The sequence below is a fragment of the Acidithiobacillus sp. genome (assembly GCF_023229925.1).
In the GTDB taxonomy this organism is placed as follows: domain Bacteria; phylum Pseudomonadota; class Gammaproteobacteria; order Acidithiobacillales; family Acidithiobacillaceae; genus Acidithiobacillus.
In genome coordinates, this window is the sequence record NZ_JALNYM010000003.1 from 104,898 (window position 1) to 128,583 (window position 23,686).

Below are 23,686 nucleotides of genomic sequence, written 5' to 3' on the forward strand. Positions count from 1 at the left end.
TCAGCGTATCTTCAGGCTGGAAAGACCGACGAGGACCAAAATCACGGTGATGATCCAGAAACGGACCGCCACCCGGGGTTCGGGCCAGCCTTTTTTCTCAAAATGATGGTGCAGGGGCGCCATGCGGAAGACCCGTTTGCCGGTGAGCCGGAAGGAGGCCACCTGGATGATGACGGATAAGGTTTCTACCACAAAAACGCCGCCCATAATGACCAGCACGAGTTCCTGACGGGCGACGATGGCGACGATGGCCAGTGCCGCGCCCAGCGCGAGGGCGCCGGTATCGCCCATAAAAACCTCGGCCGGATACGTGTTAAACCAAAGAAAACCGAGCCCCGCACCCACCAGTGCTCCGCAGAAAATCAGCATCTGGCCGGAGCCCGGCACCCAGGGCACATCCAGGTAGTGGGCGAAGACCGCGTTGCCGGACACGTAAGCAAATATTCCTAAAGCCGCTGAGACCATGACTGTTGGTACAATGGCTAGGCCATCCAGTCCGTCGGTCAGATTGACGGCATTGGAGGTGCCGACAATCACGAAATAGCTGAACAGGATGAAACCGATGCCCAGCGGAATCAGCACATGCGGTATGAAAGGCAGGATCAGGCTGGTCTCTACCGGCCTGCTGGCCAGCGTGTAGAGCACCCCCGCTGCGGCGAAGGCCACCAGCGACTGTAAACCATATTTGGCTCGCGCTGAGAGTCCCTTGGTGTTTTTGCGCCGCAGCTTGCGCCAGTCGTCGATGAAGCCGATGGCACCAAAGGCCAGGGTAGTGAAGACCGCCACCCAGACCAGCGGATTACTCAAATCTGACCAGAGCAGCGTCGTCAGGATGACTACCAGCAGGATCAGGGCTCCGCCCATGGTGGGTGTCCCTTGCTTGCTCAGGTGGGTTTCGGGGCCGTCGTTGCGGACCATCTGGCCGATTTTGTACTGGCGCAGGCGGGCGATAAAAAAAGGACCGATGAGCAACGAGAGTATCAATGCAGTCAGGATGGCCAATACGCCGCGCAGGGTCAGATACTGAAAAACGTAAAATCCGTGATAAAGGCTGCCGAGTTGAATAAAGAGGGCGTAGAGCATCAGGCATCCCCCCCCCCGGTTAGGACCTGGACAACACGCTCCATGCGGGCGGCGCGAGAGCCTTTGATCAGCACCACGGTGTCTTCGTCCAGGCGACTTTGCAGGGCGACCAGTAAAGGGGGCAATTCGGAAAAGGCGTCGGCGTTGACGCCAAAGGCATCGGCTGCTTCCGCCGCCAGCGGGCCAAGTGCGTAAAGCCGCTCAATACCGAGTTGCTGCGCCAGCGTCCCCGCCTGCCGGTGGTAAAGTGCCGCTTCGGGACCCAGTTCACCCATGTCACCGAGGACCAGAACGCGTTGGCCGCTCTGCGCGGCGAGCACGCGCAGAGCGGCTTCCAGGGAGGCAGGATTGGCATTGTAAGTGTCATCCAGAACTCGACTGCCATGGGGGCCGGAGCACCACTGCAAACGTCCAGGGATGGCCTTCAGTGCGGCCACCGCCCGTTGAATCTGCGGAATGGGAATGTCGAGCGCTAGCGCCGCGGTCGTGGCCGCCAGGACATTGCGGCCATTGTGTTGACCGGGCAAGGGAATCTCCAGTGTGAATTGACCTTGTGGAGCATGCACCTCCAGATGTCCGCCACCCTGTTCGTGGGCGCGCCAGTGCCCGCGCACTCGCGTCGGACGATGCTCTAAGCTGAAGCGCCAAACCTCGCCCGGCGCCCGTTCCGCCCAGAAACCCGCAAAGGGATCATCGCCATTGAGGATGGTGAGACCGCGGTCGTCGAGCCCGGAGAGAATTTCGCCTTTGGCAGCAGCAATGGCGGCAACGCTGCCAAGGCCTTCCAGATGCGCGGGGGCTGCATTGTTGATCAGGGCCAGGGTGGGCCGCGCCAGCTTGCTGAGGAGGGTGAGTTCGCCGGAGTGATTCATGCCCATTTCCAGCACCGCGTAGCGATGCTCCGGGCCGAGCCGAGCAAGCGTCAGAGGCACACCCACGTGATTGTTCTGATTACCGCGTGTGGCGAGTACCGGGCCTGACTCGTTAAGGATAGCGGTGAGTATTTCTTTGACCGTTGTTTTGCCGCAGGAGCCGGTCACTGCCAACAGCGGCAGGCTGAAACGCTGCCGCCAGTGAGTGGTCAGTGTCTGCAACGCTATCAGGGCATCCCCTACCAAGACGCCGGGTGCTGCGACAGGGGTGCCCGTCAGCACGGCACCGGCGCCCTGAGCAAGAGCATCAGGCACAAAGTCCTCGCCATTGAAGCGGTCGCCGCGCAATGCTACAAAAAGTTGTCCCGTCATCGGCTGACGGCTGTCCGTAGCGATGCCCTGAATTTCTTTGCGGCCATTGCTGCCGGGCAACAGCTTGCCCCCAGTTATTTCAGCGATTTCTTTCAGTGAATAGCGGATCATGTGCGGAGCACCTCCGCGGCAACGCTGCGGTCCTGAAAGGGTAAACGTTGCCCCAATATCTCCTGGATGCGCTCGTGTCCCTTACCGGCGATGAGCACCCAATCTCCTGCCCGTGATGCAGTGATGGCGGTGCGGATGGCCGCCGCGCGGTCATGAATCACGATAGCCCGATCGGGCCATTCCATACCGCCCAGGATGTCGTTAACGATAGCTTCGGGCGCCTCGCTGCGTGGGTTATCGTCGGTGAGAATGACGCGGTCGGCAAGGCGTTCGGCTACCCGCCCCATTTCTGGACGTTTGCCGCGATCCCGATTACCACCGCAGCCAAAGACCACGGTCACGGTACCTTTAGCGATTTCGCGCAGGTCGGTCAACACCCGCTGCAGTGCGTCGGCGGTGTGGGCATAGTCGATCATCACCTGTGCCCTGCCGGGGACCGGAGCCAAGCGCTGATAACGACCTTCCGGCAAGTCGAGTCCGGCGATAGCGGTGTCACTGACCGGCCAGCCCATACCTTCGACGGTGGCCAGCGCGGCCAGCAGATTCTGGACATTGCTGTTGCCGATGAGGGGGCTGCGCAGGCGCCGCGGGCCGGTAGGGGTATGCAGGTCGAGCAGGGTACCGCTGGCACCGGGATGCAACTCGACAGCCTGGTAATCTCCGCTCTTTACCCCGAAGCGCAGTTGCCGGACTTCCGGTGCCACAGCGGCAGCGACCTGTCGAGCGAATGGGTCGTCGCTGTTTACTACGGCCAACTGGAGGCCTGGCGTCTGGAAGAGGCGGGCTTTGGTTGCGCCGTAGTGCGCCATGTCCCCATGAAAATCAAGATGGTCTCGACTAAGATTGGTGAATACGGCAGCGGCAAAGGGTACTGCTGCAATCCGTTCCAGTGCGAGCGCATGGGAGGAGACTTCTATGGCGATGACCTTGGCACCCTGATCGCGCAGCGTGGCCAGGGTCTGCCACAAAGGGACTGGGTCCGGTGTGGTATTGGCGTGGGCGATAAGCGCATCCACGCGGCCGTAGCCGAGGGTGCCGATGACCATTGCGGGCTGCGGCGCGAGTTCGGCAATGAGGCGGGTGACGCTGCTCTTGCCATTGGTGCCGGTAACACCAATGATGACGGGCGCCTGACCCTCGTCCCAGCGATGCCAGCGGCGCAGTGACCTACCGAGCAGAGCCCGTGCCTGCGGGCTTTGCCAGACGAGGTGATTCTGTTCAGTGTAAGTGCTCTCTTCACCGCTCTCTAACAGAGCTGCGACTGCACCTGCCGCCCAAGCCTGTGCCAAAAATTGCCGGCCATCACCATGGTTGGTGTTCAATCCGACGTAGAGCATGCCCGGCCGCAGGCGGCGGGTATCGGTTTCAATACCATGCAAGGCAATCCCTGCCATGGCAGCCGGAGTGGTGGGCAACAGGCTGGCGAGTGTCTCAGTGTGCAGCATCGCCAGCCCCCTCGGCCCAACGCCGCTCCTGGTCTGCAGTCATGGCTTTCCCCGTCGCAGCATTCCAGGCGCTGACGCTGACATCAGGTTGTACGCCCATTTGATGCAGGGCAGCGCTCATGGTTACCCGAAATACCGGGGCGGCGACTACCCCGCCATAACGCCAGCCCTGAGTTGGCCCACGCACCACCACGGCCATGACGAATTGCGGATGGTTAGCGGGCGCGAAGCCGACAAAGGTGGTATTCACCTTATGCTTATGAAAGCCGCCCTTGCCATTAGCCATGATGGACGTGCCGGTTTTCCCGGCTACCGAATAGCCAGGAATCGCAGCAAGGAAACCGGTGCCGCCCCGACTGGTCACCCCGGCGAGCCAGTCGCGCAGTCGCGCCGCAGTGGCGACCGGGATAACCTGTTGACTGTGCGGGGGGTGGGTGCTGATCTTGCGCAGTAAGGTGGGTTGGACATAGGCGCCGTTATTGGCAATGGCGCCATAAGCCGCCGCTAGCTGCAAAGGTGTGACGGAGAGACCATAACCGTAAGCCATGGCGGCACGCCGCGCCACATCCCAACCCCGCCATGCGGGAACCGTGCCGCCCGTCTCCCCTGGCAGTTCTAAGCCGCTCACTTGCCCAAAGCCGACGTTGCGCAGCATCTGGTATAGATCGGCAGGCGGCGTCTGCAAGGAAATCTTCGCCGCGCCAATGTTGCTGGAATACTTGAGCACCTGAGCGAGGTCGAGGACGCCGTGGCGAATATCGTCCTGAATGCAGTAATGGGCCACCCGAAAGCAGTTGGTGTTCACATCAAACGTGGAATTCGGCTGAATGCTGCCGTCATCCAAAGCTGCTGCGATGGTAAAAGGTTTCATCACCGAGCCTGGTTCGAAAGTGTCGGCGACGGCACGGTTGTTGTAAAGACTGGGTTGATAATCCGTACGCTCATTGGGGTTGAAAGAGGGATAACTGACCATGGCGAGGATTTCGCCAGTGTGCACATTCATAAGTACCGCTGCCCCGGAATGCGCCTGAAAACGCTGTACGGCAGAGGCGAGGGCGGTATATGCCACATACTGGATGTTGCGGTCAATACTCAGGGTCAGTGTCTGACCGGGCTGTGCCAGCCTGGCAGTGCCGAGGATCGCCAGCGGATGTCCCAGGTTATCGCGCAACCCGGTTTCTTCCCCCGCCTTCCCTTGCAGCCACTGGTTATAGGCCATCTCCAGCCCTTCAATGCCGCGCCCGTCTACATTGGTAAAACCGAGTAATGGCGCGGCTATGCTGCCGGAGGGATAGTAACGCCTGTTTTCGTTAAGGCTGTATAAACCGGGCACATGCAGGGCGAGAATGGTCGCGGCGCGTTCCGGTGCAATCTGGCGGGCGAGGAACGCGAACCGACTGCCACCGCTATGGATCCGTGCGGCAAGGGCGGTTGCGCTGATCCCTAGGTCTTCGGCAATTTGTGGCCAGCGTGCCTGCTGTGGGTTAAACAACCGGGGGTCTACCCAGAGGGTTTGCACTGGGACGGACAGCGCGAGCGCCTTACCGGAACGATCGAGAATGGGGCCGCGCTGCGCCGGTAAGGCAAAGTGTCGCAGATAACGTTGCGCGCCCTGATCGCGTAGGAACGGACCGTGCTCCACCTGCGCGCGCCAGGCTTGCGCCATGATCGCCGCCAAACCCAACGCAAGCACTGCCCACACCGCAGTCGCCCGCCATGCGGGAAGCGTGGCGGGTGGCGGCGAGAGGAAGGAGGCGCCGGGATAGATCATGGTGCTCTGACCATGACAATTTGATCGTTTTTGGGGGCTGAGAGCCCGAGTTTTTGGCGCGCGATATCTCCCACGCGGGCATTGGAAGCGAGCGTGGCCTGTTCCAGTTGGAGTTGGCCCCAACGGTTGTCAAGGGCGAAATGTCTGGCCTGGGCTTTCTGTAAAGCGATGAATTGGCTACGGGTATTCTCTCTAGCCGCGACGATGCCGAACAGCGTGGCGGTAATCAGCAGGGCGAAAATAATGGTGCTACGCCGCATGGCGTTCACTCCTTTCGGCAGTCCGCAGCACGGCCGAGCGGGAACGGGGATTGTCGCGAATTTCCCGGATGCCAGCCCGCAGGGCTTTACCGACAGGATGCCATGGCAGGGGCGGGAGCTCGCTGGCACGCAGGGGTATATCCGTGCTGATACGATAATCGTCAGCGCGGAAAAAACGTTTTACCAATCGATCTTCCAGAGAGTGAAAGCTGATCACCGCCAGTCGTCCACCCGCGCGCAACGCATTCATGGCCTGGGGGAGAAATGTTTCCAGTTCCTCCAGTTCGCGGTTGATGAAAATGCGGATGCCCTGAAAACTGCGGGTGGCCGGATGCTGCCCGATTTCGTGACGGGGCAGTATCTCGGCGATCAGGTCCGCCAGTTGCAAGGTTCTGGTGATGGGGGATTGTTCCCGTGCCCGCAGGATGGCGCGGGCAATGGCGCGGGCAAAACGTTCCTCGCCATATTCGCGCAACACTTGCGTTATTTCCGTTTCGGGTGCGATGGCCAGCCATTCGGAGGCGCTCATGCCTGCCTCGGGGTCCATGCGCATATCGAGAGGGCCGTCGCGCAGGAAGCTGAAGCCGCGGTCTGCCTCATCCAGTTGTGGGGAAGAAACGCCGAGGTCGGCGAGAATGGCGTCCACGCTCTCCCATTCCAGCGCCGCAAGCTCATTGGCCAATTGGCTGAAACATGCCTGACGGATATATACCCGGGAATCCTTCGCGAAGCGTGCGCGCAGCGCGGCAATGGCGGTCGGGTCGCGGTCGAGGATGAGCAGGGTGTCTGCCGCCCCGAGTTCAGCCAGCAAGGCCGAACTGTGGCCGCCCCGTCCGCCGGTCGCGTCGACGCAGCGCACCGGTGTACCGGTATGGAATGCCGGACGCAGGACGGCGATGGTTTCTGCCAGAAGAACTGCAACGTGTGCTGTGTTTTGTTCATTTTCACCTCTCACAGGACCAGATCACCCAAGCTAGCGAAACCATTGGCGTTGGCCAGCCAGTTTTCCTGGCAGGTATCCCAACGGGCCGCATCCCAGATTTCAAATTTGTCGATCTGACCTACCAGTACCAGTTCTTTGTCCAGCTCGGCGAATTTGCGCAGGTTGGGGGAAAGGAGGATGCGGGCTTGGGCATCCAGGCGGAGCTCTTCGGACTGCCCCACAAATAGACGTTGAAACTGACGGGCTGCGGCATTGTTGCTGGGGAGTTCGGCGATGCGGCGTTCGACCTTTTCCCAGGTGGGCAGGGGGTAGGCGATCAGGCAGCGTTCTCCTTCCTGGCTCTGGGCATCGATGGTGACAATGAGTTGCCCGTCGCAGTGGGCGCTCAGCCAGTCGCGGAAGCGCGCTGGGACATTCATGCGTCCCTTGCTGTCCAGACTGTGCCGATGCGTTCCCCTAAACATGCCTGCGCCCTCCTCCAAATTCTTCCACTTTGCCCCACTTCCCCCCACCATTTGAAGATTAGAGGGAGGAACGTCCGCTGTCAAGGAGAAAAACGAATAATTACGGCATGTTAGAGCATGTTTATAAAGAGTAAATAAACTACTTGAAGGGGTTTCTGCAATCATCGGATTACATGGCGCAAAATGGACTGTAAGTTTAATATTGCGGGATAATAAAATGAGCATATCCTATTCGTAGGGATTTTTTATATTATTGATTTTAATGTGTTTTATTTATTGTTTTCAGGGTGCCTGTCCAGAATAATATGGGATGTGTGGTAAAAATTGGAGTGAGCCGATAAGCCGGGTTCTGTCGTGGACGACCATTCCTCTAGGCCTGCACTTGCGCGCAGGCTCCAGCAACCTACCCGCGTGCACCGCGGGCCACGGTATCGCACGCCTATTTGGTCTTGCTCCAGGCGGGGTTTTCCCTGCCATTTCCGTTACCGGAAATGCGGTGCGCTCTTACCGCACCTTTTCACCCTTACCGGCGCTTGCGCGCTTGGCGGTATATTTTCTGTGGCACTTTCCGTAGGCTCACGCCTCCCGGCCGTTAGCCGGCGCCTTGCCCTATGGAGCCCGGACTTTCCTCCCCGGATTGCTCCGCGGCGGTCGTCTGGCCCACTCCGTCGCGGATCATACGCGTTTTATGGCCTGCTGTCAGAAGAAAAACGCAGGATCGGACTTCGCGCGCTATACTGTGGGACACGATCGCCATTGTCCTCGGGGGCCCACCGTGGCCCGCTGCGATGGCCATAGAGGGGGTGGAGTGCCATGATCAACGACAGTTTTCTCGATGAAGCACGGGAAGTGCCTTCCACTACGCCGATGGAGCGGGTGGTGGCCTGGTCTGTTTTCCGGAGTCGTGAGGATGCGCGGAAGCATTTACAGCATGTGTACCTGGCGTCGGGGCAAAGCCTTGTCGGCGGTCATGGGCGGGACAGTGTCGCTACCTACTGGTGGGTGGGGGTCCAGGTACCGGACGTTAGTCACTGGGGAAACGCGACGGCGGTCCATAAACACGGTCGTCTCGGAGACTGAGTTCGGGCAGGCGCCGGCGCAACGCCGCGATCAGCGGTTTGTGATCGTGGTAACCACCGATCACCTGCAGTTCGTGGGCAAGTGCCAGCGCCTTACCCAACCGTGGCCCGGGGGCGAGTCCCAGTGCCATCAGGTCGGCCCCCTTTAGCAGCGGATCCGGGAGACCGGACCAAACGTTCATCTCTTGCCATATCTTGCGGGTGACCTCTATGGCTGGAGGACGCTCTGTGCCTGCCCCGCGCCCATCTGCCAGGGCAAGATCCAGCAGTAAGGGGCGGTCAGGGACCTGTAGGGCAAGGCGGGCGTAGGCGGCGCGCCCCGCGCCATCGCGGTGCAGGGCATAAGGCGTGCCGTGCCAGCGAATGAGGGGCAGCACCTGATGGCTGAGATGGTTGCCGGGAAAGTAGCGGCTTAGGAAAGTCTCGGCGGCGACTCGTGTCCGTTCATGTCCGAAAGCGCGCCAGCGACCTTGGGAGTCGCGCCGGGTGGTGCTGGCTTTGCCGAGGTCGTGCAGTAGGGCGCCAAGCATGAGTATGGTGTCGCGCGTTTTGTCGCCGCTGCGGAGTTGGCTGGCAGCGGCAAGCACTCGCCCGGTGTATATCCAGACATCGCCTTCCGGGTGAACATCGGGGTGCTGGGGTACTGCTTGCAGGGCACGGAGTTCGGGGAATCGGGTGATACTGCCAGTAAGGGCGAGACTATCCCAGGCCCGGATCAGATGCTCGCCGCGCAGGAGCAGTGCTTCCCACTCTTTGCGTATGCGTTCCTGGGGGACATCTTGTAGGCGGGGTGCCAATTGGCGGCAGAGTGTGGCACTCCGGGCTTCAATAGAAAAGCCTAACTGGCCGGCCAACCGGGCCGCGCGGAAAACGCGCAGAGGGTCTTCCCCAAAAGTGTCGGCCGCTACTACGCGGAGCCGCCGTGCGTGGAGGTCCGCTACTCCTCCAACATGGTCCAAGAGGCGCTGAGCTTGCCAGTCCCAGGCCAGAGCATTGACCGAAAAATCCCGCCGCTGGGCGGCGATGGCCCAGGGCAGGTGGGGGTTGATTTGCCCGCCCCGTGCCTGTGGCAGGGAAATCTCCGCACCGGCCACCACCCAGACTGCACAGCGGCCACCTACCCGATGGGCGCCGAAAGGCTCCAGACATTCGGCCAAACGGGCCTCGCCCAATCCGTGTATTTCCAGATCCCAATCGTGGGTGATCACACCGAGCAGAGCATCCCGCGGTGTACCTCCTACCACCAAGACCCGCGCCCCCGTCCGCTGCAAGGCCGTTAGAATGGGAATCAGTGCAGCGGGCGGCGTAAGTAGCATGGGAGATCAGCCTTTGCCATGGCCCATTTGCGCCAGCAGCTCGGCGTAGTGTTCGGCGACGATGCGCCGTTTCACCTTGAGGGTGGGGGTTAGTTCGCCATTGGCCTCACTCAGTGCCTCTGGCAGCAAGGCGAAACGCCGTACCTGTTCGTGGGAGGGCAGATCGGCGAGGGCGGTCGAGATGGCCGCTTGGATGGCCTTGCGGATTGCGGTACCGTCAGCGTGAATGCCGACACGTTCTGTGAGGAGTTCCTTATTGGGAAAAATAAGGGCCATGAGATAGGGCATGCGATCGCCGAAGACGACGGCTTGGTCGATCAGCGCTTGCGCCATCAATCGCATCTCAATCTTCTGCGGCGGAATGTTCTCGCCAGCAGAATTCACGATCAGGTCTTTCTTGCGGTCACTGATGCGCAGATAACCGTCCGGGTCCAGGCTGCCCACGTCGCCAGTGTGTAACCAGCCGTCTACCAGTGTCTCGCGCGTGGCACTCTCATTGTTCCAGTAGCCCAGCATGACGGATGGGCCGCGCACCAGGATTTCGCCATCAGCAGCGATACGTCCCTCCAGATTGGGTAGGAACTGTCCCACGGTTCCCGGGCGAATGGCCTCCAGTGGATTGGCGGCGATCACCGGACTCGCCTCGGTCATGCCGTAGCCCTCAACAACAGGTAGCCCCAACTCAATAAAAAACCGAGCAATTTCAGCATCCAGTGGAGCGCCTCCAGAGACGAAGAAACGCAAGCGTCCCCCCAGCTTTTTGCGGAGATTGCGGACCAGCAGGCGGCGGGTGAGGGAGCGCTGCCAGCGCGCTGCGGGACGTCCCTCCGGATCAATACCCGCTCCTCGACGCAGAAAACGACCGAGCAGGCCCGGTCGATCTTCGATACCCCGTCGTACCCGGCTATAGAGCAGTTGGAAGACCCGTGGCACGGCGATCATAATGTCTGGATGAGAGGCTTCCATATCGCGGAGGACGGTGTCCGGGCGCTCCGCGTAGGCGACTTCCAGCCCCAGCAGATAGGCGCCGAAGTGCCCCGTGCCCCGTTCAAAAACATGGGAGAGGGGCAGAATGGAGAGCAGGCGTTGTCCGGCATGCAGTGGCACCAACGGAACGAACCCTTCGATATTGCTCAGGATGTTGCCGTGACTGAGCATAACGCCCTTGGGCCAGCCCGTCGTCCCGGAGGTATATACGATGGTTGCGGTTTGTTGACGCTGTATTGCCGCCAGATGTTCTTCCAACCCGGTATCGGGTATGGCTGCGCCGTCGTTCTCCAGCGCCGCCCAGTGGCGCAGCCCGGCGTTCTGCGCGGCGGCCGCATCGCGCAACAGAATACGATCACCGGGCACGCCCCAGCCCACGCCCATGCGATGCCACTCACCAGCGCCTTCCAACAGCATCAATCCGGCGCCACTGTCGCCCAGCACATAGTGAATCTCGCGTGGGCTGAACGTCGGGTAGAGCGGAACGGTAACGGCGCCAACGCTGAGGATGGCAAAATCCATGATCGCCCAATCCAGGGAGTTGGGCGCCATCAGAATGACCCGCTCGCCCCGACGTACACCCAAATGCAGAAGTCCCCGCGCCCTTGCCTTTACATGTCCTGCGAAGGTCGCTGCCGTCATCGGCTGAAAAGCATTGCCCTGTCGTTGCAGGGCAATAGTTCTGTCGGGATCGCGGGCGCAGCGTGCAAAGAGCCCTTCCGGCAGGCTCTGGAGGCGGGCGAGGTCGACGACCATGTCAGCGCATGGCCTTTTCGACGGGCGTCAGGCTGCGTTTGAAGCTTTCCATGTTGAAGAGGCGGTCCATATATTCCTGGGTGGCGCGGGCCGCCGCAGGCAGGCCGATTTCCAGAACTGGCAGGCGCCACAGGAGTGGAGCAATGGCGCAGTCGAGCACCGAGAGTTCATCGCCGAAGAGGAAACGCTGCTGCCCGAAAATGCTGCTCAGTCCGGCAAGGGTGCTGCGGATCTGCTCCTTAGCCGTTTTGACCTGCTCGGCACTGTAGCCCGGCTGGAAGAGCGGTGCGAACCAGTCGCGGTCGAAACGTAAGAGACCCAGGCGCACCTTGGCGCGGGAGATGGGATCCACTGGAATCAACGGGGGGTGCGGAAAACGCTCATCCAGATACTCCATGATGAGGACGGATTCGTGGATGGCCAGATCACGATCTACCAGGGTAGGCACCTGATTGTAGGGGTTGAGTTCCGCGAGATCTTCTGGCTTATTGGCGAGATCAACGTCGATGGTCTGGTACTCCATGGCCTTTTCCTCCAGAACGAAGCGGACGCGGTGCGCAAAAACACAATCGTTGTCGGAGTAAAGGGTCATCAGAGTTTTTTTGCTGCTGGGGGTCGCCATGATATACGTCCTTGTATTGGAGAAACTTGTTTTGGTGCGACCACGGTACCGCGGTCGCCTGATCCGTTGGATTATACATAACCAGATGCGCCTTGGGGTGATGAACCGCACCGACCCGCTAAATAAAGACAGTCAACGGATGTGTTAATAAATGTCAACGGAATATTGTCAAGGGTGGCAGGTCGCTGTACACTGCCTGACCAGTCGGTTAGTTGTATAGAGACAACAAAAGTTGTAAAGTGGGCCACACGCATTTAGCGGGAGGGCGATCCCCGAGATCGCGAAAGGGAACATGATCCGTCAGCGCACGCTCAAAAATATGATCTGGGGCACCGGTATCGGCTTGCACAGTGGCAAGAAGGTGTATATCGGCCTGCGCCCGGCGCCGGTGAATACCGGGATCGTTTTCCACCGTAGCGATATCGAGGGTGGCGCCTGGATCAAGGCCGACCCTCTGCATGTGGTGGATACTCGCCTGTCTACCAATATCGGTGATGGTCAGATACGGGTCGGTACCATTGAGCATCTGATGTCGGCCCTGGCGGGTTTGGGTATTGATAATGCGTATGTAGATCTCGATGGACCGGAAGTGCCGATCATGGATGGTAGCGCTGCGCCCTTTGTATTCCTCATCCAGTGCGCTGGGATCGAAGAGCAAAATACACCCAAGCGTTTCATCCGTATCACCAAGCCCCTCAGGGCAGAAGATGGTGATCGTTGGGTGCAATTGGAGCCCTTCGAAGGTTTTAAGGTGAGCTTTACCATCGATTTCGATCATCCCGTGATGAAAAATGGCAGTCAGGAAGTGACTGTCGATTTCGCCCGAACGTCTTATCTAAAGGAAGTGGCACGTGCGCGTACCTTCGGCTTTATGCGCGAAGTCGAGACATTGCGGCGCATGGGGCTCGCCCTCGGTGGCAATCTCGATAACGCCATTGTGGTCGATGATTACCGCGTGCTCAATGAAGAAGGTCTGCGTTACACCAACGAGTTCGTGCGCCACAAGGTGCTTGACTCCATCGGCGATCTCTATCTGCTTGGCCACCCGCTGGTGGGGCATTTTTCTGGTCACAAGGCAGGGCATGCCCTCAACAACAATCTACTGCGGGCGTTACTTCTTCGTCAGGATGCCTGGGAGTTTGTGGATTACTCCGAGAGGCGCGCGCCATTTTCCTTTGCTGAGGCACTGGCGACAGCCTCTGTCTGAAGGCTGTCCAGAGTGGCTGCTAGGCGCTTAAGCGCGACGGCTATGGCTTCTGGCATTTGATCGGCCTCGGCCTCTGCGCGCAGCGCTTGGGCCGCCGCCGCTGAAATGTGAGGCACTATCGGGATTTTGGCTGGTTGCGGCAGCCGGTATGACCATGGTCGCACCGAGGCTGTGATTTGCTGCGCTGGAGTGTTTGGGAAGCGATTATTCCATTGTTTCAGTATGTTTTTTTCATTTCTTCGTAACCATGAAATCCACACCGGGCTCTGACAGAGCACACTCAGCACCCCCCCGGACCAATCCACCAGCCAGGTATGGTCCTGTGCCTCCAGTGAGAGTAACGCATTCCAGTCCATTTGGCGCTCACGTAATAGTGTTCCGCGACGGCAGACCTCTCCGATCGGCCCGGAAGGGTTTTGCGTCATGGGGCGCCAGGTACGTCGTCGTTTATCATCCATAGGCTTTCATGCTACCCTGCTCGATATTTTTTACCTAGGCTTGTGTGCTCATGTTTGGAACCATCATCCGCCATGTCATTGGCAGTCGCAATGACCGCCTGATCAAGAAGGCCCGTGCCGTCGTGGCGCAGATCAACGCCCTGGAAGATCACTACAAATCCATGGACGATGCCACCCTGGCCGGACAGACCATGCTCTTTAAAGAGCGGGTGGCCCACGGTGAATCACTCGAGGCCTTGTTGCCCGAGGCTTTTGCGGTGGTGCGTGAGGTGACTCAGCGGGTGATGGGCATGCGCCAGTACGACGTGCAGCTGATCGGTGGCTGCATGTTGCATGAAGGTAAAATTGCGGAAATGCGCACCGGTGAGGGCAAGACCCTCGTCGCGACCCTGCCCGCCTACCTCAACGCCCTCCAGGGTAGGGGCGTGCATGTAGTGACGGTCAATGACTATCTGGCCAGCCGTGATGCTCAGTGGGTCAGTAAGATTCACGGCTTTCTGGGCCTGAGTGTGGGTACCATCCTCTCGGATATTTCCAGCGAGGAGCGCCGCGCCGCTTATGCTGCTGACATCACCTACGGCACCAATAACGAGTTCGGTTTCGATTATCTGCGTGATAACATGGCGTTTTCTCCGGCCGACCGGGTGCAGCGCGGCCTTCACTACGCCATCATCGACGAAGTGGACTCCATCCTTATCGACGAGGCACGTACCCCACTGATTATCAGCGGTCCCACCGAAGAGAATACCGACCTTTACTACCGGGTGGACAAACTCGTCGGAAATTTTGTGGTCGATGAGGACTATACGGTCGATGAGAAGGCCAGGCAGGTGATGCTCACGGAAGAGGGGATCGAAAAGGCGGAACGCTTGATGGCAGAAAGCGGCCTACTGAGTGACGGCAATCTCTATGATCTGGCCAATGTTACCCTGGTCCATCATCTCAATCAGGCGCTGCGTGCCCATGTGATCTACCGGCGGGAGACGGATTATATTGTCCGCGACGGAGAGGTTTGCATTGTTGATGAATTCACCGGGCGCATGATGTCCGGGCGGCGCTGGTCCGATGGTCTGCATCAGGCGGTGGAAGCCAAGGAAGGGGTGGCCGTTCAGAATGAAAACCAGACCCTGGCCTCCATCACCTTCCAGAATTATTTTCGCATGTATGAAAAGCTTTCGGGCATGACTGGTACTGCGGACACCGAGGCCTTTGAGCTGAATCAGATTTACGGGCTGGAAGTGGTGGTGATACCGACTCATAAGCCGATGCGGCGGACGGACCTAGCTGACCTCATCTATCGCACCAGCCAGGAAAAGTGGACGGCCATTGTTGAGGATATCCGCGACTGTCAGCAGCGTGGTCAGCCGGTACTGGTGGGTACCACTTCTATCGAGCATAACGAATTTTTGTCCCACCATCTCAGGCAGGCACGGATTCCCCATGAAGTGCTGAATGCCAAGCAGCATCAGCGCGAAGCCGAGATCGTTGCCCAGGCCGGCAAACCCGGAATGGTGACCATCGCTACCAATATGGCGGGGCGTGGTACCGACATCGTGTTGGGCGGCAATGTTGGGCATCAGGTGGATATGGTGCTGGCCAATCCGGATCTGGAAGAAGAGGAAAAAACCCAACGGATCGATTCACTTAAGGATGGTTGGCAGGGGTTGCATGATGCGGTGATAGCGGCGGGCGGACTCCATATTGTCGGCACCGAACGTCATGAATCGCGGCGGGTAGACAACCAGTTGCGGGGGCGCTCCGCTCGCCAGGGTGATCCCGGTACTACGCGTTTTTATCTTTCTCTGGATGACCCGCTGATGCGCATTTTTGGCAGTGACCGGCTGGGCGGTCTGATGCAGAAGCTGGGGATGAAGGAAGGTGAGGCGATTGAGCATCCCTGGGTGACCAAGTCCATTGAGAATGCCCAGCGCAAGGTGGAAAGTCGCAACTTCGATATCCGCAAACAATTGCTGGAATACGATGATGTGGCCAATGAGCAGCGCCGGATCATCTACCAGCAGCGTAATGCCTTCATGGATGCGGATGATGTCAGTTCGGAAATCCATGCGCTGCGTGATGACGTCCTCGACGCGGTGCTGGCCGATACTGCGCCTGAAGGCGTTATGGAAGAACGCTGGGATCTACCCGGCCTGGAATCGGCGCTGGAGCGGGTTTTTGGTCTGCAGGTCCCGGTCGAACAATGGCTGGAGCAGGATAAGGGCCTCGCCCACGCCGCGTTGCGCGAGCGGATCATGGAAATGGTGTTGTCTGCTTATGCGGCCAAGGAAGCACTCATGGGCAGTGAAATGGCCCGTCACTTTGAGAAGTCCATCCTGCTGCAGGTTCTGGACAGTCACTGGAAGGATCATCTGGCGAGCATGGATCATCTCCGTGAAGGCATTCACCTGCGTGGATATGCCCAGAAGAATCCCAAGCAGGAGTACAAGCGGGAGTCTCTGGTCATGTTCAACACGATGCTGGATCAGTTGCGCGAAGAAGTGATCAGTACCTTGTCCCGACTGCATGTGAGCCCGACGCCAGCAGAGCCAACGGATTGGGATGCCATTGCCCGTGCCGCCCAACCGCAGCATTTGCAGTTCTCCCATCCAGATTTCGCGGCGGCCGCAGCGTCGGCTGTTGAAGATGAGGGCCTTGCATTGGCGGGGCTGGGAATTATTGGCGAACAGGAGGCTGGCCATCGTCCCGTAGTCAATGATGACAAGGTGGGGCGGAATCAGTTTTGTCCTTGCGGTTCCGGTAAAAAATACAAGCATTGTCACGGGCGTTTGCAATAAGGAAAACGTATGGCCGTCGGTCTCCACCCTCCCCGGAATATCCTGCCCATAGCGGGGGTTCGCCTGAGCGTGGCGGAGGCGGGCATTCGCTATGCGAATCGTCGTGATCTGACCCTGATCCATCTCGCGGAAGGGTCCCAGGTGGCGGGCGTTTTTACCCGCAACCGCTTTTGCGCTGCGCCCGTGCTGATAGCGCAGCGTCATCTGGTAGGCGGCCCCAGCGTGCGGGCGCTGGTGATCAATACGGGTAATGCCAACGCCGGTACCGGCGCAGTCGGTTTGCAGGCGGCAGAGGCGAGTTGTCGGGTGGTGGCCGAACAGTTGGGTTGTGCGCCGGGGGCGGTGCTACCCTTTTCCACCGGTGTGATCGGCGAACCAGTGGCGCTGGCGGAGAAGATCGCCGCAGTACTGCCAACCTGCATTGCCGGACTCGCCGAGGATCAATGGGAGGCGGCTGCGGCAGCGATCATGACCACGGATACCATCGCCAAGGCCTGTTCCCATCAGGTGGAACTGGATGGCATTACGATCACAGTGACCGGTATGGCCAAGGGATCGGGGATGATCCGCCCGGATATGGCCACGATGCTGGCCTATATCGCCACCGATGCCCCTTTGCATGGGGCAGCCTTGCAGCAGTGCCTGCAAGAGGCCATGGCACAGTCCTTCAACCGCATTACGGTGGATGGCGATACCTCTACCAACGATGCCTGCATCCTGATGGCAACGGGACGGGCGGCGCTGCCGCCCGTCCTTTTGGCGACAGATCCCCGCTACGTAAGCCTGAGAGACGCCATCACGGCGGTGGCGCAGTGGTTGGCGCAGGCCGTGGTGCGCGATGGCGAGGGGGCGACCAAGTTTATTCCGATCCATATCCGGGGCGGGCGTGACGAAGCAGAGTGTCTGCAGGTGGCTTACCGGATGGCCCATAGTCCCTTGATCAAGACGGCGTTCTTTGCTTCTGACCCGAACTGGGGGCGCCTGCTGGCGGCCATCGGTTCAGCGGGCGTGGACGACCTGGAAGTGGATGGGGTGCAGGTCTGGCTGGGCGATACGCGCATCGTGCGGGATGGCGCCCGCGACCCCAATTACAGTGAGGCGGCGGGGCAGGCGGCAATGGCTCAGGAGGAAATCCTGGTACGGGTTGATCTCGGCAGAGGGGCCGCCGAAGCGCAAATCTGGACCTGTGACCTGTCCTATGACTATGTACGTATCAACGCCGATTACCGTAGCTGATGCCCACTGTTCCCGTCGCAACCGGAATCATTGAAGATGCCTCCGGGCGCCTGCTGGTTTCACTGCGCCCGGAGGGCAAGCCCTGGCCGGGCTTCTGGGAGTTCCCAGGCGGTAAAGTCGATCCGGGTGAAACACCGGAACAGGCGCTGGTCCGGGAGCTCTGGGAAGAGCTGGGGATTACGGTAACCGCGCCGGAACCCTTCCGGGTGCTGGAGTATACCTATCCGGAGCGGACGGTGCGTCTGCATTTCTACCGGGTGCGGCACTGGACGGGCACGGCGCACGGCCGGGAAGGACAGGAAGTGCGCTGGATGTATCCCTGGGAAATTCCTGCGTTGGAATGCCTGCCCGCGAATCTCTGCATGACGGCGGCCGTATTGGCGGAGGCCTTGCCTCAGCCGCCGCTCTGTCTGATTGCCGATCCGGGCAGGGTGTCCTTGCCCGATTTGCAGAGGTCGTTGGAAGCTGCGCTCGGTGCCGGATTGCGCTGGCTGGTGTTGCGTTGCAAAGTAGTGTCGGATGACTCTAGCGCCGATGTGCTGGCGGCACTGTGCGCCGGGGCGCTGGCACGAGACGCGCAGGTCTATCTCAATCATCCTGATCCCCTGCCCGACTGGCCGCGGTCTGGTCGCCACCTGACCCAGGCTCAGTTAGAGGCAGGCGTAAAACCCGATGAAGCGTTTGGCGTGTCCTGTCATGACGCGGTGGGCTTGCAGCAGGCGGCGCGTCTGGGGGCGCGCTATGCCTTTCTCTCACCGATTTTCCCCACCTCCAGTCATCCGGGTACGGCGGCGCTGGGATCCCGGGCTTTTGCGGCGATGGCCGCCGAATCGTCTCTGCCCGTCATTGCGCTCGGCGGAATGACGGCAGCACGGGTGCCGGAGGCGCTGGCTGCTGGCGCGCGCGGTGTGGCGGTGCTCTCCGGTATTCTCGAAGCGCGGGACCCTGCCGCCGCTGCTCGTGCTTTTCTCCAGCATTGGGATGGATAAATGGCCCTTATTTCCGTCGTGATTCCGCTCTACAACGAGATCGGCAATGTCTCGCCGCTGTGTGCGGCCCTCAGCAATGTCCTGGGGGGCGCCGATGCCGAGGTGATCATCGTCGATGACGGCAGCCGGGACGGGAGTGCCGCCGCGCTGGACCGGGAGGCAGAGGCGCGCGGCGCGCGTTTCAAAATCATCCACCTGCAACGAAATTTTGGACAGACCGCGGCGATGCAGGCGGGGATTGATGCGGCTCAGGGCGAGGTGATTGTGACTCTGGATGCGGATCTGCAAAATGATCCGGAAGATATCCTGCCTCTGGCGCAGCGCTTGCTGGAGGAGAATCTGGATGTGGTGGCGGGTTGGCGAAAAAACCGGCAAGACAGTCTGTTGTTACGCAAGATTCCGTCGCAGATGGCCAATCATCTGATCCGCCGTCTCACGGGCGTTTATTTACATGATTATGGTTGCACCCTCAAAGCCTATCGTGCCTCGGTGATCAAGGGGGTGCGCTTGTATGGCGAAATGCATCGTTTTATCCCGGCCTGGCTTTCCACCCTGACTTATACGGATCGCATCGTTGAGGTGCCCGTGCGCCATCATCCGCGTCGTGCGGGGCGGAGCAAGTATGGGATCACCCGCACCTTGCGGGTGCTGGTGGACTTGTTGTTTGTGAAGTTTTTTCTCGGCTACAGTCAGCGTCCGATGCATTTCTTTGGGGTGACCGGGCTGGCGCTGCTCAGCATTGGCTCGGCTATGCTGTTGTATCTTTTCATCGATAAATTCGGTTTTGCTGCGGAAATCTCGGGGCGCCCTATGCTGATTGCCGGCGTGCTGTTTTTCCTCGCAGGGTTGCAATTCCTCAACACCGGTATCCTCGGCGAGATGCTGGCGCGCATCTATCATGAGTCTCAGGATAAAAAGACCTACGTGGTGCGCCACACTGTTCATTTGGATCCACCCGCGTGAAACCCATTCCCATTCTGATGTATCACAATGTCGCAACAGCTCCCAAGGGGGTCAAGCTGCGTGGCCTTTATATCTCCCCCCGGCGTTTTGCCCGGCAAATGGCGTTACTGCACTGGTTGGGTTATCAAGGGCTGTCCATGTCTGCAGCCATGCCCTATCTGCGTGGAGAGCGGGAAGGCAAAGTGGCGGTGATTACTCTGGATGACGGCTATCGGGATAATCTCGAATATGCCTTGCCGGTGTTGCAGCGCCATGGTTTTACGGCAACCTGCTACGTGGTGAGTGCCGCCATCGGTACCAACAATCACTGGGATGCGCAGCAGTTAGGCACACATAAGCCACTGATGAATCTGCATGAGCTACATCGCTGGCGGGAGGCTGGAATGGAGATCGGGGCGCACAGCCGTCATCATCCCCGTTTGCCGGAGCTGAGTGAGTCCGAGTTGGACGACGAGGTGTCAGGATCCAAGCGCGAGTTGGAAGGGCTTTTGGCGGTGCCGGTGACTCAGTTCTGTTATCCCTATGGTGCGGCGGGGCTGCGCGAACGGGAGGCGGCCCGGCGCGCCGGCTTTGTTGCCGCGGTGACGGTGCGGCGGGGCCGTATCTTGCCGGGTGCTGACCTCATGGATTTACCGCGGGTGATGGTCGGCGGGCATCATGCGCCCCATGTTTTCCCCCTGCAACTGCTGACCCGGCATGAGGACCACCATTGACCGCCACCCCGCGTCTGCTCTGGGTGGGCACCAACCCCGGCGGTGGCGGTACGGAGACGCACATGATCACCCTGAGTCGCGCCCTGGCCGAGCAGGGGGCGGAGGTGCATTGTCTGGTGCATCCGCAAGGACGGATCGCGCAGGCGCTGGAGACCGCGCCGGTGACCCGGCATTTCGGGGTCTTCCGCAACAGCGCCGATCCCGGCGGCATCCGTGCCTTGCGTCGGGCTATCCGCAGGGTGCAGCCGGACTGGGTTATCGGCAGCTTCAGCAAGGAATACTGGCCGCTGGCGCTGATCAGCCGCAGTGAGGGGCGGCGTCTTGCGCTCTTTCGGCACATGGACCTGCGACTCAAGCCCAACACCCGCTGGCTGCTCTCGCGCTGGCCGCTGCGCCTGTTCGCTATTTCTGCCTATTTGCGGGAGCGCCTGATCTTGCAGGGTGTGCCCGCAGAACGTGTCGAAGTGTTGGCGAATCCCCTGCGCCTGGCAGATTTTCAGCGTGATTTCACGGCGCGAATGCGGCAGCGCGCCGCCTTGGAATTAGCAGATGAGGATTTTCTCGTGGGTTTTGTCGGCGCCTGGCACCGGGGCAAGGGTGTGTTCATGCTTGCCGACGCCATCGACGCGGCGCATGCCACAGATGCACGGGTGCATGGGCTGTGGTTGGGGGGAGGCCTCCATGAAGCGGAGTTGCGCGCACGTCTGGAGGATAAGCCGTGGCACCATTTGTTGGGCTGGCAAGACCCGGCAATGCCTTGGTACAGCATTATGGATACCCTTGCCCTACCTTCCATCGAGCCGGATACCTTTGGGCGGGTTTGCCTGGAGGCGCAGGCCTGCGCCACCCCGGTGCTGGGTGCGGCCATGGGGGGTATCCCCGAGAGCTTTGCGGCGGATCGGAGCGGTCTGTTATTGCCTGCCGGAAACACGGCAGGCTGGCGGGACGCCATTCTGCGGCTGGCAGCAGACGTCCCTCTGCGCGAGCGTTTGGCTGGGGCCGGACCGAATTACGCCCGGCACTTTGATGCGGTTGTCATCGCCCGCGATTTTCTGGCCACCCTGGCGCGATGACACAGATGCTTCCACGTCTTATGATAGGGGCTGTTTATTCGCTGAGGCAGGGGGAAAGGTCATGCAGGTAGCCATGTTACGGCCTTTGTCCGTCAAAGAGTATCTGGAAGGTGAGGAGCGCGCCGATATACGCCACGAGTATGTGGCCGGGCAGGTCTATGCCATGGCCGGGGCCAAGTTGCGTCATAACCAGATTGCGGGCAACCTGTATGGACTGCTCTGGCAAAAGACCCGTGGTAGTCACTGCCAGGTTCTGAACAGCGATATGAAAGTGCGGGTAGAAGCTGTAGATGCCTTTTATTACCCCGATGTCGTGTTGCGTTGTGGTGTGCCATTGTCCGGAGATACCCTCTATCTGGAAGATCCTTGCCTTATCGTCGAAGTATTGTCGGCTAGCACGGCGAATGTGGACCGTCGTGAAAAGCTACAAGCTTATCAGACGCTTCCTAGCCTGCAGGAATATGTTTTGGTGGATAGCGAAAAGGCCGTCGTCGAGGCATTCCGCCGGCATCCTGAAGGTTGGTGGTATGAGTTGCTGAATGACCCTGAAAGCGACCGTTTGCGCTTCCGATGTGTCGATCTGGCACTTTCAGTAGAGGACATCTATACCGGCGTCGATCTGCCTTTGGCCCTGCAGACGGATTGAACGCAGCCATGATGTCACGTCCAACTGATAGGGGTGTCTCCGACGACTCGGGCTTTACACATGCTTTCCGCCATCAGGGTACCGGATCTAATGACTACAACTAATACCAGAAATTACTGGCTGCTTTTTGCGCTCGCGGCGGCCAGCTTCGTCTTTACTCTCAGCAACGTCCAGTATACTGGGGAAGAAGCGGTTTACCCGCTCATGTCCTATGAGATGTGGTATCACGGTCATATCCTCACCCCTGTCATGTATGGACAGGACTATTGGCGTCCGCCCTTGGACAACTGGCTCATCACCGTTCTGTCGATGTTGATTGGTTGGTCCCACATGTTAGTTGCGGCACGGTTGATCGCAGGTTTGGCGACTGTGGGTTCCGGACTGCTCGTGGGATGGTTTGCGGGAAGGGTCTGGAAGGAACGATGGCTAGCCGCTTTCGCTGCCTTGGTGTATATCACATTAGGGGATGTGCTCTTTTACGATGGCTGGCTGGCGTATAGTGACCCGTTATTCGCCTTTTTCTGCTTGCTGGCCATGCTTCTTGGGTGGCTTGCGGTGGCAGAGCGGCGTGTTGGTTTCTTCGCCATTGCCGTACTGGCGTTGTCTTGTGCCTTTCTTACCAAGGCACTAACCGCCTATGTATTTTACGGCGTGGCAGTATTCGTGGTGGCCTTCCAAACCCGTGGCTGGCGTTTTTTGTTTTCGTGGCCTTCCTGGATCATACATCTTCTGGCGTTGGCGGTTCCTGTCCTCTGGTACGCCATGGCCTCTGCCGGCGGCACCATGGCCCATGGAATGTTCGACGACATCATCGACAAATTACAGGGGCAGGGACTGCTGGATTACTTGCATCAGTTTTTTGTTTTCCCTGCGCAGACTCTCGGGCAGTTGCTTCCAGTCGGAGGCGTCGTGTTGTATGCCATGTTGCGCCGTCATCCGATCTCCCGCATGAACGATCCGCAGGTGCGGACGGCTCTATGGATAGCAGGAGTGAATTACCTGCCTTATTGGCTGTCGCCGCAAAGCGGGATCCGTTACCTGATGCCGCTCTATGGAGTCGTGGCACTGGTATTGGCGGGGTGGGTCGTTGATGCCGAAAAGACACGGCGTTTGGCTGTAAAGTGGATGATGGGAGTCATCCTTCTCAAGTATTTTTTCGCTCTGTGGGCGTTTCCCGCGTATACCGAGCGGTTCCGCCCGCATATCGGCGCCATAGCGCGGGATGTGCTCATGCAAACTCGTGGGGCACCCCTCTATGTTACGAACGTGGCATGGGTAGGTATCGGCGTGACGGCAGACATTGACCTGGCGATTAGACCGCGTCCTCCGCTGGTAACGCCGCCTTCAAATTTGGCCAACGGGTTCGTCATCAGTTACCCCGGGGTGGTGCCACTGGGCTATACCGTTGTGTCACGGTATCAGGGCGTATGGTTGCTATGTCGCGGTACAGTTTGCGGCCAGAAGGACGAACGCCATGAATGATTTACAAAAATGTAAAAATATAAATAAGAAAATAGAACAATGT

Annotated in this window: 21 protein-coding genes and 1 other RNA gene; 10 read left to right on the forward strand and 12 right to left on the reverse strand. The window is 59.5% G+C overall.

Features of this window, described 5'->3' with window-relative positions:
* The 8 genes from mraY to rnpB form a co-directional block, all read right to left on the reverse strand.
* On the reverse strand, window positions 1-1,083 hold the full coding sequence (gene mraY, locus M0P56_RS10560) for a phospho-N-acetylmuramoyl-pentapeptide-transferase (RefSeq protein ID WP_291509992.1): 1,083 nt from the start codon (window positions 1,081-1,083) through the stop codon (window positions 1-3).
* Window positions 1,083-2,438, reverse strand: coding sequence for a UDP-N-acetylmuramoyl-tripeptide--D-alanyl-D-alanine ligase (gene murF / locus M0P56_RS10565; RefSeq protein ID WP_291509993.1), 1,356 nt, complete (start codon window positions 2,436-2,438; stop codon window positions 1,083-1,085). The genes mraY and murF overlap by 1 nt, the downstream gene beginning before the upstream one ends.
* The gene (locus M0P56_RS10570) at window positions 2,435-3,883 is read right to left on the reverse strand and encodes a UDP-N-acetylmuramoyl-L-alanyl-D-glutamate--2,6-diaminopimelate ligase (protein ID WP_291509994.1); all 1,449 of its coding nucleotides are present in this window, start codon (window positions 3,881-3,883) and stop codon (window positions 2,435-2,437) included. The genes murF and M0P56_RS10570 overlap by 4 nt, the downstream gene beginning before the upstream one ends.
* Entirely contained in the window at window positions 3,870-5,654 is a 1,785-nt protein-coding gene (locus tag M0P56_RS10575; protein WP_291509995.1) for a penicillin-binding protein 2, read from the reverse strand. The genes M0P56_RS10570 and M0P56_RS10575 overlap by 14 nt, the downstream gene beginning before the upstream one ends.
* Window positions 5,651-5,914, reverse strand: a complete 264-nt coding sequence (gene ftsL, locus M0P56_RS10580) for a cell division protein FtsL (protein WP_291509996.1) — start codon at window positions 5,912-5,914, stop codon at window positions 5,651-5,653. The genes M0P56_RS10575 and ftsL overlap by 4 nt, the downstream gene beginning before the upstream one ends.
* A complete protein-coding gene (gene rsmH / locus M0P56_RS10585; protein WP_291509997.1) occupies window positions 5,904-6,869 on the reverse strand; it encodes a 16S rRNA (cytosine(1402)-N(4))-methyltransferase RsmH in 966 nt (321 codons plus the stop codon). Before rsmH ends, ftsL begins: the two co-directional genes overlap by 11 nt.
* A complete protein-coding gene (mraZ, locus tag M0P56_RS10590) occupies window positions 6,866-7,321 on the reverse strand; it encodes a division/cell wall cluster transcriptional repressor MraZ (RefSeq protein ID WP_291509998.1) in 456 nt (151 codons plus the stop codon). Before mraZ ends, rsmH begins: the two co-directional genes overlap by 4 nt.
* A 322-nt stretch (window positions 7,322-7,643) precedes the next feature.
* Window positions 7,644-7,988, reverse strand: an RNA gene (rnpB, locus tag M0P56_RS10595) — RNase P RNA component class A.
* A gap of 146 nt (window positions 7,989-8,134) precedes the next feature.
* On the opposite strand from rnpB, the gene M0P56_RS10600 reads away from it, so the two are divergent.
* Entirely contained in the window at window positions 8,135-8,401 is a 267-nt protein-coding gene (locus tag M0P56_RS10600; protein WP_291509999.1) for a hypothetical protein, read from the forward strand.
* On the opposite strand, the gene M0P56_RS10605 is transcribed toward M0P56_RS10600, so the two are convergent.
* Genes M0P56_RS10605 through M0P56_RS10615 form a run of 3 tightly spaced genes read right to left on the reverse strand, consistent with a single transcriptional unit; the run spans window position 8,346 to window position 12,081 of the window.
* Window positions 8,346-9,716 (reverse strand): CCA tRNA nucleotidyltransferase, encoded by a 1,371-nt coding sequence (locus tag M0P56_RS10605; RefSeq protein ID WP_291510000.1) that lies wholly within the window; start codon window positions 9,714-9,716, stop codon window positions 8,346-8,348. The genes M0P56_RS10600 and M0P56_RS10605 overlap by 56 nt on opposite strands.
* Before the next feature lie 6 nt (window positions 9,717-9,722).
* On the reverse strand, window positions 9,723-11,459 hold the full coding sequence (locus tag M0P56_RS10610) for a long-chain fatty acid--CoA ligase (RefSeq protein WP_291510001.1): 1,737 nt from the start codon (window positions 11,457-11,459) through the stop codon (window positions 9,723-9,725).
* Between the two features lies 1 nt (window position 11,460).
* The gene (locus tag M0P56_RS10615) at window positions 11,461-12,081 is read right to left on the reverse strand and encodes a glutathione S-transferase N-terminal domain-containing protein (RefSeq protein ID WP_291510002.1); all 621 of its coding nucleotides are present in this window, start codon (window positions 12,079-12,081) and stop codon (window positions 11,461-11,463) included.
* Between the two features lie 292 nt (window positions 12,082-12,373).
* Here M0P56_RS10615 and lpxC point away from each other — a divergent pair, with 292 nt between their 5' ends.
* The gene (lpxC, locus tag M0P56_RS10620) at window positions 12,374-13,288 is read left to right on the forward strand and encodes a UDP-3-O-acyl-N-acetylglucosamine deacetylase (protein ID WP_291510003.1); all 915 of its coding nucleotides are present in this window, start codon (window positions 12,374-12,376) and stop codon (window positions 13,286-13,288) included.
* On the opposite strand, the gene M0P56_RS10625 is transcribed toward lpxC, so the two are convergent.
* Complete coding sequence (locus tag M0P56_RS10625; RefSeq protein WP_367273214.1) at window positions 13,228-13,746, reverse strand: DciA family protein; 519 nt, start codon at window positions 13,744-13,746, stop codon at window positions 13,228-13,230. The genes lpxC and M0P56_RS10625 overlap by 61 nt on opposite strands.
* Window positions 13,747-13,796: 50 nt before the next feature.
* Here M0P56_RS10625 and secA point away from each other — a divergent pair, with 50 nt between their 5' ends.
* The 8 genes from secA (at window position 13,797) to M0P56_RS10665 (ending at window position 23,643) form a co-directional block, all read left to right on the forward strand.
* Window positions 13,797-16,541 (forward strand): preprotein translocase subunit SecA, encoded by a 2,745-nt coding sequence (secA, locus tag M0P56_RS10630; RefSeq protein WP_291510004.1) that lies wholly within the window; start codon window positions 13,797-13,799, stop codon window positions 16,539-16,541.
* A 9-nt stretch (window positions 16,542-16,550) separates the two neighbouring features.
* A complete protein-coding gene (gene argJ / locus M0P56_RS10635; protein ID WP_291510005.1) occupies window positions 16,551-17,777 on the forward strand; it encodes a bifunctional glutamate N-acetyltransferase/amino-acid acetyltransferase ArgJ in 1,227 nt (408 codons plus the stop codon).
* Window positions 17,777-18,766: a Nudix family hydrolase gene (locus tag M0P56_RS10640; RefSeq protein WP_291510006.1), complete on the forward strand. Its 990-nt coding sequence runs from the start codon at window positions 17,777-17,779 to the stop codon at window positions 18,764-18,766. Before argJ ends, M0P56_RS10640 begins: the two co-directional genes overlap by 1 nt.
* Window positions 18,767-19,729, forward strand: a complete 963-nt coding sequence (locus tag M0P56_RS10645) for a glycosyltransferase family 2 protein (RefSeq protein WP_291510007.1) — start codon at window positions 18,767-18,769, stop codon at window positions 19,727-19,729.
* Entirely contained in the window at window positions 19,726-20,442 is a 717-nt protein-coding gene (locus M0P56_RS10650; protein WP_291510008.1) for a polysaccharide deacetylase family protein, read from the forward strand. Before M0P56_RS10645 ends, M0P56_RS10650 begins: the two co-directional genes overlap by 4 nt.
* The gene (locus M0P56_RS10655) at window positions 20,439-21,515 is read left to right on the forward strand and encodes a glycosyltransferase family 4 protein (RefSeq protein ID WP_291510009.1); all 1,077 of its coding nucleotides are present in this window, start codon (window positions 20,439-20,441) and stop codon (window positions 21,513-21,515) included. The genes M0P56_RS10650 and M0P56_RS10655 overlap by 4 nt, the downstream gene beginning before the upstream one ends.
* 61 nt (window positions 21,516-21,576) lie before the next feature.
* On the forward strand, window positions 21,577-22,161 hold the full coding sequence (locus tag M0P56_RS10660; RefSeq protein ID WP_291510010.1) for a Uma2 family endonuclease: 585 nt from the start codon (window positions 21,577-21,579) through the stop codon (window positions 22,159-22,161).
* Between the two features lie 90 nt (window positions 22,162-22,251).
* A complete protein-coding gene (locus tag M0P56_RS10665) occupies window positions 22,252-23,643 on the forward strand; it encodes a dolichyl-phosphate-mannose--protein mannosyltransferase (RefSeq protein WP_291510011.1) in 1,392 nt (463 codons plus the stop codon).
* Window positions 23,644-23,686: the final 43 nt, after the last annotated feature.